Source organism: Shewanella bicestrii (genome assembly GCF_002216875.1).
Taxonomy (GTDB): domain Bacteria; phylum Pseudomonadota; class Gammaproteobacteria; order Enterobacterales; family Shewanellaceae; genus Shewanella; species Shewanella seohaensis.
In genome coordinates this window covers 552,748-567,104 of sequence record NZ_CP022358.1, presented here as the reverse complement: position 1 = coordinate 567,104, position 14,357 = coordinate 552,748, and the positions used below count along the sequence as shown (strand labels likewise).

Genomic DNA, 14,357 nt, shown 5'->3' with positions numbered 1-14,357 from the left:
GATATGAGGAATGCTTAGAAGTAAAGGCTTTCGACGATTTTACCGTTAACCAGCATGTCGCATTTATCGCCAGAGCTGGATTTTGTCGATTGGATCACCCCAGCAATCGCACCAAATGCGCCACCTTGGCTGCTCAGCACTGAGCCAAAATAACATTGGCTAGAGATGGTGTAACCCTTGTATTTACCGCTGAGGTTTTGGGTTGGCGTGTAAGGTGGGAAAGTGCCTTTCATCACTGAGTCGCCATTCACCGACAGTGAAATATTTTTGCGTTCAGTATCGTAGCTACCGCCAAAAACGAGGTTGATACCATCGACTTCAACGGTTTTTTCTTGTGCAACGATGGGAGGTTTAGCGGCGCAGGCGGCCAACAGACAAGTACCCATGGCCAAAGAGAGTAAAGTAATTTTACGCATTTCATCTTCCTTTTGATGCGATAAAAAATGAAGCAACTGCTTCGAAATTAAACGGCCCCTGTTTAATTTTTTGCCGGACGATTATATCTATATCTGCCTAATATCCAATAACAAATTTAATACAAACATAAAAATCAGTATTCTGTCGGTACGAATAACAGCGCCGCCTAAGATGTACTGGGTTCAGTCAATGCCCGTGCCCGACGTTTGATCCCCAACATCGCAAGACCCAAAAACAGCACAAACAAGCCCCAAAGCTGTAACCATTTTGGCAGCACACTCGCCCAGCTTGCGCCCATTTGGTTCAGCTCCAACATCCCCATAATGGCAGGCACCGCAGGGATTATCTGCGAGCCCAGCACCAAAGGCTCGGGAATTAATGCAATCGGCCAGACAAAGCCGGAGACAAACAGAATCGGCATAGAAATCAGCAGCAATACTTGAGTCGGTAGGTCGCGGCGGCTAAACAGCGTGCTCATCGCAACCCCAGCCGCCGCCGTCGCCAATAAAAACGGCAGCAACCATAGCGCCACTAAACCAAGACTCGCCTGAATACTCACCTTATACCAGTGGTAGCAATACCCCACATAAAAGCTGGTAAACACCATATAAATCAACATAAAGGCGAGAATACGACCGCAGACCAATTGCAGCGGCGACACCTGCTGCCAATAGCTGCGGCTGCGCCACTGCCCCGCACCGAGGATCCCGGTTCCAATCAACAAGGTTTGATGCAGGATAAGTAAGAACAGCCCAGGCACCACGTAGGGGGTATAACCTAGGCTAGGGTTAAAGGCAGGCACACTGTTTAAATGCAGCGAGTTTAGGTTCTGCTCGGCTTCTTTTGGATTTTTCCCCTGCGCGAGCATTCCAATTAATTGCACTTGCTTACCCGCATCCATCCCCGCACTGACAAGCCCCTCGGCCACCGCCGAATAAATCAAGAAATAACTGGCATCGCCGCCGTAGCTTAAGGTCACGCCCTTGCCCAACAACAAGTCGCGGCGAAATCCTTCAGGGATCACCAATAAACCATGGGCTTTGCCGGTTTCGATAAAACGCTTCGCCTCCGTAATGGAGCCCACTTGGCCTATCACTTGGATTTTTGCGCTGGCATCCGCATGGCGAATAAGTTGACGGCTCAGGGAGGAATGATCTAAATCCACCACGATAAGCTGTTGTTCTGTTGGGACTTGGTGCAAGTAAGGCAAGGGATAGAGCACTGAATAAAACAGCACACCGCCGAATAGGGTAACGGCAATCGCCTTGTCGCTCACAATCGCCTTTAATTCTGTCAGCACAAGCTGCCATAAATTCATGTTATTGCCCCTTCGCAGGCAGTGGCGCCGCGTCGTATTCCGTCGCTTCAGCCAGAGCTTTTACCGTCATCGGCAGTAATTTGTGAGCCAAGAGATAAATCAGCGGCAGTAAACCGATAAACCCCCAATAACTACTCAATTGCTGCGCCACCGTCGGCCACGCCGCGCCATAACTCACCACGCTCACATGGGACTCAATATAATGGCTCGATGGCATGATGAGTCGCCACCACTGGGCGAGTTGCGGCATTTCATGGGTGGGGAAAGTGATCCCCATAAAGGCAAAGGCTGGCGCAAACAGCGCAGTACAAAAACTGATGACCCGCGCGCTATCACGCATCAGCACAAAGATAAACAACACAAGGCTCCACACCGCCAGCAGCATGAACAACTGAGCAAACAGCAGCAGCGCTAAACTGCCCGCAAAAGGCAAAGCCAAATACAGATACAACCAAGTGAGGATAAACCCGCCTTGGAGCATCAATATCGGGGTAAACAACAGGATTTTAGCTAACACCTTGGGCCAAAAATGCTCAGTCAATCGATTGGAGATCCCCTCCTCTGACTGCGCGGTATTAAGGTGCAACTCGCGGTTTAAGCTGTTGGCCATTACCAACATGGATAATAACTGCCACAGCGCGACCAATACCGGCGGCACTAAAAAACCTATGTAGTTATTGTTACGGTTAAACAGTGCGGTCGTTTGGCTTTTCACTGGGCTTAAGTTCACCGCCACTTGGGATTTTGGCGTGCCCGTCATCAGCTGCTTAAGGCCTGCGACCTGCAACAATCCATCGCCTAGACTCAACTGAATTTGACTCGACAACAGCTTACCCACCAGCAAAAACTGGCTGTTGTAACGCACATCGATTGTTGGTTTATGGCCTGTGAGTAAATCCTTTTTCATATCATGGGGAAACACCACTACGGCATAGACCTGCGCCTGCTGCATGGCCGCAACGGCCGAAGGAAGATCGGTAAAACTTCGCGGCTCGGTGACAGGGTTGGCTTTGAGTTGACGGGTCAACATTCGGCTCAGCTGGCTGTGGTCTTGGTCAACAATCGCCACGGGTAATTGCCGTGGTAATCCAGCACTAAATAACCACCAGAGACACAAGATGCCCAGCAGCGGGATGTAACTGATCAGGGCCAGTTGCCAAGGATCGCGCCATAGCGCCCTAAGCTCGCGGCGCACGAGTGCCACTAGCAGCGCCAGAAACCCAGAGGATGCAGGATGCGCCGCATTCTGAGCCCCATTCAACGGCTTAGGCTCGCTCACATGCGTTTGCTCGCTCGGTGACTTGGCCACAATGGTTACTCAGCACTGAGCAGCACAGACATACCGACACGCAGATCGGGGATCGGCGCAGTTGGGCGCAGCTCCACCTCGAAGGTGCGCATATCAAAATCGTGACCACTTTCGGTTGAACGCCAAGTCGCAAAGTCGCCCATCACGCTAATATGGGCGACGGTGAACTCCACGGTTTTATCCAGCGCAGGAATAGTTAATGGCAGTTTATCACCCTTTTTAAAGCGTTTGAGTTGATCTTCACGCACTTGGAATACTGCCCAAGCGTCCTGCATGTCAATAAGGCTTACCACTGGGAAGCCACTCGGAGCCAATTCTCCCGCTTGCAACAAGACTTCGCTAATTTCCCCTGACTTAGGTGCACGCATTTGGCTGTCAGCCATGATGGCGCTGACTTCTTTCACCGCACCTTCGGCCATGCGAGCATTACCCGCCGCTGCGGCTTTGGTTTCGACCCGCGCACCTTCTTCGGCCATTTGATACATGGCTAAGGCAGCTTGCTCTGTGTACTTGGCCGCTTGCCACTGTGTAAAGGCTTCATCGCGTTTTTGTCTTGCGGCAACCCCTTCATTGAAGAGATTTTCCACTCGGGTATAGGTGGTTTTCGCCAGCGTTGCCGCCGCTTGTGCCTTGAGCCATTGCTCTTTAGCCGCCATTACCTCTTGGGTGCGGGCGCCGTTATTCGCCTCCTGTTGCAAGGCTTTGGCCGCATCTCGGCCGCCTTCAGCCTGCATCAACTTGGCATCGAGCTCTGGACTATGAATGGCAAATAACAAATCGCCTTCGCTGACGCTATCGCCACGGCGCACAAGGACCTGCTCGACACGCCCTGGCACTTTGGATGATACGTTATATTCACGGGCTTCGATTTGCCCCTGTAACAGGCTCGGCGCTGGGCTGTAAGCCAGTTTGAGTCCATAGGCTAAGATAAGGCCTAATGCGACCAACGCCGTTAGGGCAAGGATTCTGTTAGCGCGCATTGATAGTCTCCTGCGATTGAGCGCCTGTGGCACTGCGACCGATAAATTCATCTAATTGACCACTGATGGCCATTAATCTGGCATAGGCTTGCACATAGCGATAACTGGCACCAAGCTGCTGGGTTTTAACGGCACTCAGTTTTAATTCGGCATCGACCCTGTCGATAGAAGTGGACAACCCTTGGTTAAAGGCGATTTCCCTTAAGCGCAGGTTTTCACTCGCCAGTTCGAGTGAGGTATTAAGTGCCTTGACCTCTTCCTCAGCCTGCAATAACTGGCGGTAACTTTGGTCTAGCAGCAAACTTAAGTCTTGGCGGGTCTGCGCCTTAGTGTAACGGGCTTGCAGCAAGGCACTCTTAGCCGCTTCCACTTTACCGCTGCGGCCATCGCGACTCAGCAAGGGCACTTTTACGCCGATACCCACCATCCAGTCCGGCTCCACCTTAGAAAACAAGCTGTCATCTTCATATAAGGTGTAATTACCAAAGAGGAACACAGTCGGATGGTATTTGCCTTTTTCTAAGGAAACCAAGCCATTCGCCTGCGCTTCTTTAGCCTCAAGCAGTTTAAGTGCGGGATGTTGGCTCAGGGTCACTTGGGTCAAATCCCCCAATGACGGCGCCTGCGGCAACACAAATAGGGGTGAGTTAGTGCTGACATCGCTCTGCTGCAACATGCGCGATAGGGCGATCACGGCCATTTCATGTTGACGACGGGCGCTGCCTAAATTGACCTTAGCGTTGTCTAGGGCAACTTGAGCATTGAGGCGCTCGACCTTAGCGATTTGCCCTTCACGCTCCAGCGCTAGCGCGTGATCAACGTGCTTAGTTAAGGAGGCCACCAGCTCGGTTTGGGTGCTGACAAGGGATTGAGTCACATCGACGGCATAGTATCTATCGACTAACTGAGTGAATAAGTCGCGGGTCGCTAACTGTAATTCCTGTTGCTTCTCGGCCACCATGGCGGCATGAATACCTTGCGCCGCGGTGATCTGGCCGCCAGTATAAATTGGCCACATCGCCTGTAAGCTAGCGCGGAAAATATCTTGCTCGGTAAAGGGCGTGACAAATAATGAACCTGGAATACTCGCCAAGGCGCCGCCGAGTGCGGGTGGTAAGGTCGCAGGGTCAAGCGAGGCTAAGGGATTAAGATCCCTTAAATCTAATTCGATTGGTTTTTCAAGGTGTGTATAACTGCCATTCAGGCTGAGGGACGGCAGATTTAAACTCTCGCCCGCCTCCTGCTCGCCCTTGGCGCGATTCACCTCTTGGGATTGGGCCTGGAGTTTATCGCTCACCTTAAGCACTTGCTGCCAAGCCTCAGTAAAGCTACTGGGCTGGGCATTGGCCACTAACGGCAATAGCGAGGGCAAAGGCAATAAACACAGCCATGCCAAACGTGATAGTTTCATTAACACCTCTAGAGTAGTTACTCTAATTTCCTTTGCAAATGATAACATCCATCATGGAAGGCGGCTAGAACCCACCACCTTAAGTGCTGCCTAGACAGTAAACAAGCGGGTTATGCCGTACCTCCAACGGTTAAACGGTCAAGTTTGAGGGTCGGTTGACCGACACCCACAGGCACGCTTTGACCATCCTTACCACACACACCAACGCCCTTATCTAGCGCCATGTCGTTACCCACCATGGAAATCTGGCTCATGGCTTCTGGGCCATTACCAATCAGGGTAGCGCCCTTAATCGCTTGAGTCACTTCACCATTTTCAATCAGATAGGCTTCAGAAGCGGAGAACACGAACTTGCCTGAGGTGATATCCACCTGACCGCCGCCAAAGTTAGGCGCATAAATGCCCTTCTTCACCGACTTGATGATCTCGCTCGGATCAGACTCGCCCGCCGTCATATAAGTGTTAGTCATACGAGGCATAGGCAGATGCGCATAGGATTCACGGCGGCCATTCCCCGTTGGTGCCACGCCCATCAGGCGAGCATTTAATTTATCCTGCATATAGCCTTTGAGAATACCGTCTTCGATTAACACAGTTCTCTGGGTTTGTACGCCTTCATCGTCGATGCTCAGTGAACCACGGCGATTCGCAAGCGTGCCATCGTCCACCACAGTCACCAGTTTCGAAGCGACTTGTTCGCCGACCATGCCACTAAAGGCGCTGCTACCCTTGCGGTTAAAGTCACCTTCTAGGCCATGACCCACGGCCTCGTGCAGTAACACGCCCGGCCATCCATTACCCAGTACCACAGGCATCTCTCCGGCTGGCGCATCAATGGCGTTGAGGTTGACTTGCGCCTGACGCACCGCTTCACGGGCGAAGGCAAAGCACATAGGTAAACCGGTTTCATCCGTCACCATAAACACGCTGTAATCGTGACGACCACCGCCACCGGCGCTGCCACGTTCACGCTTGCCATTTTCTTCTAAAATGACGCTGCAGTTAAAACGCACTAACGGGCGAATATCGGCGGCCAAAGTGCCGTCACTGGCGGCAACCAGAATTTCTTCGTGCACGCCCGCTAGGCTAATGACCACTTGGATAATGCGGCTGTCGAGGCTACGGATATAGGCATCGGCCTCTTTTAGCAGGTTGATTTTTTTTACTTCTTCCATAGCGGCGATAGGGTCGAGACTATCGTACAGCGCTAAGGCTTGTTGACGTTTGAAAGCCTGCACCTTGGCCTGCTCACCCGCCCCAGCAATACCACGCGCCGCCTCGGCCGCAGCGCTTAATGCCGCTGGCGTAATATCATCGGCATAGGCAAAACCGGTTTTCTCGCCGCTGATGGCACGCACACCGACGCCACGTTCGATATGGAAGCTACCATCTTTAATAATGCCATCTTCGAGCACCCAAGATTCGTGGCGACTACCTTGGAAATAGAGATCGGAAAAATCGACTTTATGTTGATGTATAGTGTTTAAATAACTCTGTAACCCATCGAGGGCTAAGCCACCCTTTAATAAACTTTGCTCTACTTGTGCTAAAAAAGGCATCGCGGTTCTCTCTGAAAGCTTGGCTAAAATTGGCAACTCACTCATTTTTAAAATAACTTAAATTCGCTGTGAGTCTATTTCATCTAAATCTGTTGAAGGCTTAATCTGTTCAAGGTTTAAGGTTCGGTGCAGTAAAGCGATTATGTTGCGCCACGGGCATTTTACTGCGGATGCCGTGCACCTCGGCCACATTGATATCGGCATGCACCCAACCTGTACCGGTTTTCTGCTCGGCAATCACCTCGCCCCAAGGACCTATTACCATGCTCTGCCCCCAGGTCTCACGACTGCCTTCGTTGTGTGCGCCCCATTGGGCGGCGGCTAAAATAAAGCATTGTGTTTCAATGGCTCTGGCCTGTAATAACACCTGCCAATGTGCTTCTCCCGTGACCTTAGTAAAGGCCGAAGGCACGGTAATAATCTCAGCCCCCGCGAGGCGCAGCGCCCTGAATAAATCCGGAAAGCGTAAATCATAACAGATGGTCAAGCCAATTTTGCCAAACGGGGTGTCGATGACGCTGATATGATTGCCTGGGCAGAAGGTCTCACTCTCGCGGTATAGCTTAGTGCCGTCGGCAACATCCACGTCAAACAGATGCAGTTTATCGTATTGCCCTAAGGTATCACCTTTATCATCAAACAGATAACAACGGCTGTAGACGCGCCCATCCTCCGCCAGCGCAGGGATGGTTCCCGCCACCATATACACGCAGTAACGGGCGGCTAAGGCACTTAAGGCGGATTTTAACGGGCTAAGATGACTGTCGCCGGCATAGGCGAGTTGCTGACTCTCATGGCCACCAAACAGCAGGCTGCATTCTGGCAGCACCACTAAATGAGGAGCATCTTTATCCCATTGCAGACGCTGACGGGTTAATTCCTCAAGCTGCGATTCGATAAACAACAGATTCGCGCTGACGTCGCGACTGCTCTGACATTGCAACAGGCTGATGCGCATCACTATCTCCTTGAATTGTGTTTATCGACAATACCACCTTAGTGCTCAAAGGCTTAGGTTGTTCTGGTTCAACTTGGGGCGGCTCAGCAGGCTCTACCTTGGGAAGCATTGGCGCTTGCGGCGATGCTTCTTCCTCAACCGCTTTTACTGGTTCCTCTTTAGGTTTATCAGCATCTGGCGCAGGCTGCCCATTGTTTTTTTCAGGCTCGATGGGTGGCGTGGCGTCTGTCTTAATTGGGGCGCTATTCTTGATGGGCGCCGCATCAACCTTAGGCTCAGCGCCCTCGGTCGGCACTGGCAATTCGCCACCCACCATAGGCAGAATCGACTCGGGGATCTCAATCTCTTTGCTCTTACGTTCGAGTTCCTCCACCACAGGATCGGACATAGTGCCAGTCACTCGGAAGCGGATTTCCGAAATAACCTCAATCACAGGCTCGAGCACTTTAGTCAGTGCAAATGCACCAAGCCCCAACGTCCACGCACTGGTACTGAGCAGCACCACGGTCGGCACACTCGACGCCAATTGCGGCACAAATCGGATATCGTAATTTAAGCTTTCACTGGTGAGATCCGTATAGCCGCGCACCTTCATATTGCCCGCAATCGCATCCATTTCGGTATCCGTGGTTTTAACCACGCCATTATCGATTTGCAGATTGCCGCTAAAGGAATTGAAGTACATGCCCTGGCCAAATACATCACTGAAATCTAAGGATAACTTACGTACCAAGGAGTCGAGGCTGAACAGGGAGAAAATCCGCGCGCCCTTATCGCTCACTTGGGATAAATGCCCCTTACCCAGCTCAAACTTCACCTTGCCGTTTAAGGTATTGAGGGAGAAAGCGTAGGGTGCACCTTGCCACTTAAGCTCGGCATTCACCTTCAAAGGCGCCTCATTCACACCAGGATCTATGCCCAATTGCTGACTCAAATAATTGAACTGACTGGCGTTTAAGCTCACCGTTAATTCAGTTTGGTTTTGACCATTCTGCTGCTGCCAAATGCCGTTACCCTGTAAGGACACCTCAGGCGTCGTCAATGACAGGGTTTGAATACGATAGCCCGATGCCTGTGGGCTCGCCTGTAGCACCAACTTGCCAAAGGGTTTGTCGAAGAAGCGAAAATCATCCACATTCACGGCAACCGGCGGTAAATTGGTCAGCACCTCGTCCGCGGCGAAATCGGCTTCCCCTTCGGGTTTTACTTCGGGGGAGAAATAAAACTTACTGGCGGTGACTTTTAATCCTTGGGTCATCCAGTTGGGATAAAAATCGACCCAACCTTCGAACTCGCTGGCCTTAGCATCGAAACGCCAGCCATGTTCGTTCGGCTTAGCATTTAATCTGAGTTCGGTCAGCCCTTGTCCTAATAAATCAAACTTGCCGATATTGGCGTCTATCCCAACTACAGAAGGGAACAAGGCGGAGTGGCTCGTCTCTTCGACTAAAATGCCTGCGCGGGGAGGCTTGTTGTCTGTGCCAACAAAGGCATTAATCACCGGCAGCCAATTGGCGAGCTTGCCGCTGGTCACATCAATCTTGATATGCCCCAGCTCGGTATTGGGCACCTCGGCCGCATCGAAGAGTCGGCCCAATAACAAGTCAAAATAACTGAATTGAGTGCCCTTTTCCGCCTCGAAGCCACCGATAAATTCGGCCTGTTTATCCAGTTTTACGCTTAGGGTCGCCGTTTGCTGATCGCCAGAAAATACCGCCATTAAGGGTCTAGGCTCGTCTTCGGGTTTAGCAAAGGCACCTGGCAATGTCAGAGTCGCGCCGACGAGATCGGAGCCGACATTGGCCTGAATTTGATAGCCTTGATCGTCGAACACCATATTCAAGTTGCCACCCCAAGCGACTTTACCTTGGTAAAATTCACTCAAGGGATTTTGCAGCTCTTGTGGTAATCGGCTGAGATCCCAACGGCTCTTCATATCCACATTAAGTGCAAAGTCTTTTCCTTCGGGTTTAGTGGCAAAACTGAACTCGAAGGGCTGCTCAAATAAGCGGGATTTAATGCCTTTACCCTCAACAATCTCATTCGCAAACTGCACTGTGCCCGTCACAGCCTTGAGCTGTAACCCGGGCTGGGCAATAAATACGGGCGTATTATCAAAGGCAATTTTGCCACGGATATCCTCGGCCTCGCCCTCGTACAAGGGGATACTGATATCTAAATTCCCCGTCACCGCACCCTGCACTTGCACAACGCTTAAGGTCTTGCCCACAGTATCGGCGAGTGGTGATGCCTGCAACACTTGGGTGGCGGCGCTACCGTTGGTGGCGAGATCGGCCTGAATTTTTAACAGCGAATGCTCGCCTAACTCGGGGATAAACACATGGGCGCCATCGGCCACCACATTCATCAATTTGCCTTGGTTAACCCAGATATCCATGCGAGCATTTTCAAATAAGGCATCGAGGGAAAGCTCAGTCACCGCTGGCCAATCGGGTTGAAATTGATACTCGGCGTTATCTAAGGTAAAGGCCGCTTGGAAGACCCCGCTATTATCCTCAAAGGGAAAATGCGCTAAGGCGCCCTGCCATAACACCTGTGCATTTTGGCTCTGGCCTGCCTTGATAGCGCCATCCAAATACTCCACCAACGCCTCGCCCATGGCTTTGACGGGGAAGTATCTGTCCGCATTGGCGGCATTTTTAACGGCCACATTAGCGGCGAGCAACATACTGGCTTCGGCGCTAAAATCCAGTTTTAGGGCGGCAGAAACGCCAAGATCGTCGTTTTCGAGCTGAACCTCAGGCACGGATAAGGTGGCTCTTTGGGTATCGAAGGCGCCCGTTAACGCCGCGCCATGCAGTACCAGAGGCGCTGAAAATTGATCGCCAAAATCGAGGGTATAGGTCTGTTCAGGTAGCGAAAACACTAAGCTGTCATTCTGCCATTGCAATGCTAAATCTAAAGGATTTGTGTTAGGTATGCCTTCGGCTTTCTGCCAATGCAATTGCTTGATATACGTACTGGCCAGCAAGGGTTGCTTGGCGCTTTGATAGAGGCGGATCGGCCCAATACTGCCTTCGGGTGCCAGCTGAAACCATTGCTTAAGGACGGCTAAATCGACACCCGGAAATAATGGCAAGAGTGGGAATAGGGTCGGTAAATCCAAGCGACTCACATAGGCATAAAAAGCATCATCTTGCTGCTTGGCCGCAAGCTTAAGGTCAGGCCAATGCTCGCCATTGGTCACAAAATCCAAATCCGCACTGCGGATCTCCCAGCCTGTTTCCTTAGGTAGCCAGCTAATGCTGCCGGACTGGATTTCAAACTTTTGCGGCTCACCTTCCATCGACCATTGCAGCCAACTGGGTTCAAACTGCACTAAGCCCGCGCTGATGCTACGATGGGCAAAATCAAACCACGCCTTGAGATTGACCACCCCTTCTAAGGGTAACTTCTTGCTTGGATCATAGGGATTAGGTTGACGCGATGCCCATTCGCCCAAATCTAAGGACTGGGCCGCAAGATAGATTTGCCCCTTCAACGTATCAGGCGCAGTTGCGTCACCCTGAAGATCGAGTTGCAAACCCAGCGACTCATTTACCATGGCATTATTATCGAGGTAAATTTCCCCCGCGCCGCGGTGGCGCTCACCACTATTACGCCAGTTAAGGTGGCGAATGTGGATGGGTCGATATTCATGCTGCAAGCTCAACAGCTGCACCGAGGCATCCGTCAGCGAGAAACGTTCGAGCTGCTTTAAGAGTAATTTATATAACCAATCGGTTTGCGAAGTTTGATTGGCCGAGCCCTGCGCCTTATTACCCGATAATTTGTCGATATCGAGGGCAATATGCACACCATCAAAATTCACATCTTCGATGCGTGGGCTGGTCGTCAGCAGCGATTGCCAAAAATCCAATTTAATTTGGACGTTCTTAACCAGCACAGTGACGGGGAGTTTTTCCTGCGGCGGGATCACCAGATTATCGACCGTCACGGCCGGGCCAAAGGCCTGCCACTGGGCGGATAACTCGCCGACCTGCACATCAATTTGATATTCGCTTTTTACATACTCAACTAACTGCTGACGCACACCGTCGACTTGGGGCAATAAGCCGCGGATCAAGCTTACCGTCAGGGCAAACAAGACTAAGATCAGCGCCAATAATTGCCAGCAAAAACGGCTTAGTTTTTTCGCAGTAAAAAGCGTTGCCACTACATCATCACCACGTCGTATTTGTGCTGGGAATACATGGGCTCATTTTGCAGGCGAATGCGTTTACCTATGTAGACCTCAAGCTCGGCGACCAGATGACTTTCATCGCCACTTAAGCTGTTATATACAGCGGGCGAGCAGTAAAGCAAAAACTCATCGGCATCATAGGCTCGATTCAAGCGGATGATTTCGCGGAAAATTTCGTAGGAAACCGTTTCAACCGTCTTCATGCTACCCGTGCTCTGACAGGCTGGGCATTCACCGCACAGCACGTGCTCCAAGCTTTCTCGGGTGCGCTTACGAGTCATTTCGACTAACCCAAGACCCGAGAAGCCACTGACATTCGTCTTGACTCTGTCTTTAGCGAGCGCGCTATTTAAGCTATTGAGTACCCGCGTTTTATGCTCGTCACTCAGCATATCGATAAAGTCGATAATGATGATGCCGCCGAGGTTACGTAGCCGCAGCTGCCGCGCAATCGCTTGGGTCGCTTCGAGGTTAGTGTTGAAGATGGTTTCTTCAAGATTACGGTGGCCGACAAAGGCACCTGTGTTGATATCGACCGTGGTCATGGCCTCGGTCTGGTCGATAATCAGATAGCCACCCGATTTGAGTTCGACCTTGCGACCCAGTGCGCGCTGGATTTCATTCTCCACATCGTAGAGATCGAAAATTGGTGCAGGCCCTGAATAGTGCTCAATCTTGTCGGCGATTTCCGGCATAAACTCTTGGGCGAAGGCTTGCAGCTCGGCAAAGGTACGGCGCGAATCGACTTGAATTCTATCTAATTCGGTTCCCACAAAGTCGCGCACAATGCGTACCGGCAGGGCGAGATCTTGATATAAGAGTGCCACGCCACGGCGCTGACGACGCTCGGAGACCTTAGACCATACTCGGCGCAAAAAAGCCGCATCCTGAGCAAGTTCGTCCTCACCTACGCCTTCGGCGGCGGTGCGGATAATAAAGCCGCCGTCTTCATCGACGAAAGGCAGAGTGATTTTCTTAAGACGACTGCGCTCTTCTTCCTGCTCAATCCGCTGGGAGACCCCAACATGGCTTGAGCCGGGCATAAATACTAGATAACGGGAAGGCAGTGTGATATCTGTGGTCAGGCGCGCACCTTTAGTGCCGAGCGGATCTTTTACCACCTGCACCATAATATCTTGCCCTTGGCGAACCAACTCGGCGATATCACGGACCACAAAATGGCCTTTTTCCACATCGGCCACGCATTCGGTGTGCGGCACTATGTCGGAGGCATGTAAAAATGCGGCTTTATCTAAGCCTATATCCACAAAGGCGGCTTGCATGCCGGGCAACACACGGCTGATTTTGCCTTTGTAAATATTGCCCACTAGACCGCGCTTCATGCGCCTCTCGATATGGACTTCTTGCAACACGCCATGCTCAACCAGAGCCACACGTGCCTCAGATGGGGTTACGTTAATCAGTAATTCTGAACCCATCTTGCGCTGAACTTTATTCGGATTTAAGCGACCGGTATTCACGACTCACCCCATTAGGGAAATTAAATTAATCTCAGTATGTGTTAAGCCTGAAAACCTATATCACAGAAGTTTGTCTAGCGGATACTCAACTAAGGCCTCATATTGCGCCCGTTAACGAGTCGCTTAATCCATGGATTAGCCTATGCCCGCCTCGGATAACAGCTCGCGGGTTTCCACTAAGGGCAGGCCCACGACGCAGGAGTAACTCCCCTCAATGGATTCGACAAAACAACCGCCCAAACCTTGGATCCCATAGCTGCCCGCCTTATCCATTGGCTCCTGTGAGGCAACGTAGGCATCGATGTCGGCGTCCGACAGCACGCAAAAACGCACTAAGGTTTCGACTAAACGCACAGAGGTTTGGTCAGTCATAGCTAAGGCGACAGCTGTCATCACAGTGTGCGCCTTACCCGAAAGTGCGCGCAGTACCCGCTTCGCATCGGCCTCATCTACAGGCTTACCTAATATTTCGTTTTCAAGCACGACGATAGTATCAGAACCTAATACGGCAGGCTGTGACATGCCTGAGCATAATGCAAGCCCTGCCTGGGCTTTTTCGGCCGCGAGCCGCTGTACATAGTCGCGAGGTAACTCACCTTTCTTAGGGGTTTCGTCGATATCCGGTGCCACTTGGGTAAAACGAAACTCGGCGCGGCCTAAACCAATATGAGTCAATAACTCTTTACGGCGCGGCGAGGTTGAGGCTAAGACTAAATTCAC

10 protein-coding genes are annotated in these 14,357 nt (G+C 51.4%); all 10 read right to left on the bottom strand.

The features are described from left to right. Positions 1 to 14: 14 nt before the first annotated feature. A complete protein-coding gene (locus CF168_RS02615) occupies positions 15 to 416 on the bottom strand; it encodes a hypothetical protein (RefSeq protein WP_086902227.1) in 402 nt (133 codons plus the stop codon). A 167-nt stretch (positions 417 to 583) separates the two neighbouring features. Next, positions 584 to 1,735, bottom strand: coding sequence for an ABC transporter permease (locus CF168_RS02610; protein ID WP_089066866.1), 1,152 nt, complete (start codon positions 1,733 to 1,735; stop codon positions 584 to 586). 1 nt (position 1,736) lies between these two features. Beyond that, complete coding sequence (locus CF168_RS02605; RefSeq protein WP_167373679.1) at positions 1,737 to 2,951, bottom strand: ABC transporter permease; 1,215 nt, start codon at positions 2,949 to 2,951, stop codon at positions 1,737 to 1,739. 98 nt (positions 2,952 to 3,049) lie between these two features. Beyond that, positions 3,050 to 4,024 (bottom strand): HlyD family secretion protein, encoded by a 975-nt coding sequence (locus tag CF168_RS02600; protein ID WP_011625009.1) that lies wholly within the window; start codon positions 4,022 to 4,024, stop codon positions 3,050 to 3,052. Continuing rightward, entirely contained in the window at positions 4,014 to 5,435 is a 1,422-nt protein-coding gene (locus CF168_RS02595) for a TolC family protein (RefSeq protein ID WP_089066864.1), read from the bottom strand. Before CF168_RS02595 ends, CF168_RS02600 begins: the two co-directional genes overlap by 11 nt. A gap of 110 nt (positions 5,436 to 5,545) precedes the next feature. Then, on the bottom strand, positions 5,546 to 6,994 hold the full coding sequence (gene tldD / locus CF168_RS02590) for a metalloprotease TldD (RefSeq protein WP_041408898.1): 1,449 nt from the start codon (positions 6,992 to 6,994) through the stop codon (positions 5,546 to 5,548). A gap of 109 nt (positions 6,995 to 7,103) precedes the next feature. Beyond that, positions 7,104 to 7,952 carry a carbon-nitrogen hydrolase family protein gene (locus CF168_RS02585; RefSeq protein ID WP_089066863.1) on the bottom strand — a complete coding sequence of 283 codons (849 nt, stop codon included), beginning with the start codon at positions 7,950 to 7,952 and terminating at the stop codon, positions 7,104 to 7,106. Then, positions 7,876 to 12,129 (bottom strand): YhdP family protein, encoded by a 4,254-nt coding sequence (locus CF168_RS02580; protein ID WP_089066862.1) that lies wholly within the window; start codon positions 12,127 to 12,129, stop codon positions 7,876 to 7,878. The genes CF168_RS02585 and CF168_RS02580 overlap by 77 nt, the downstream gene beginning before the upstream one ends. Further along, positions 12,129 to 13,595, bottom strand: coding sequence for a ribonuclease G (gene rng, locus CF168_RS02575; RefSeq protein ID WP_049764552.1), 1,467 nt, complete (start codon positions 13,593 to 13,595; stop codon positions 12,129 to 12,131). The genes CF168_RS02580 and rng overlap by 1 nt, the downstream gene beginning before the upstream one ends. A 177-nt stretch (positions 13,596 to 13,772) precedes the next feature. Continuing rightward, positions 13,773 to 14,357 (bottom strand): Maf family protein, encoded by a 585-nt coding sequence (locus CF168_RS02570; RefSeq protein WP_089066861.1) that lies wholly within the window; start codon positions 14,355 to 14,357, stop codon positions 13,773 to 13,775.

Excerpts from the sequence above, each read along its gene's own strand:
- rng (WP_049764552.1), bottom strand. The coding sequence starts at position 13,595 with ATGGGTTCAGAATTACTGATTAACGTAACCCCATCTGAGGCACGTGTG.
- CF168_RS02610 (WP_089066866.1), bottom strand. The coding sequence starts at position 1,735 with ATGAATTTATGGCAGCTTGTGCTGACAGAATTAAAGGCGATTGTGAGC.
- tldD (WP_041408898.1), bottom strand. The coding sequence starts at position 6,994 with ATGCCTTTTTTAGCACAAGTAGAGCAAAGTTTATTAAAGGGTGGCTTA.
- CF168_RS02595 (WP_089066864.1), bottom strand. The coding sequence starts at position 5,435 with ATGAAACTATCACGTTTGGCATGGCTGTGTTTATTGCCTTTGCCCTCG.
- CF168_RS02585 (WP_089066863.1), bottom strand. The coding sequence starts at position 7,952 with ATGCGCATCAGCCTGTTGCAATGTCAGAGCAGTCGCGACGTCAGCGCG.
- CF168_RS02600 (WP_011625009.1), bottom strand. The coding sequence starts at position 4,024 with ATGCGCGCTAACAGAATCCTTGCCCTAACGGCGTTGGTCGCATTAGGC.
- CF168_RS02615 (WP_086902227.1), bottom strand. The coding sequence starts at position 416 with ATGCGTAAAATTACTTTACTCTCTTTGGCCATGGGTACTTGTCTGTTG.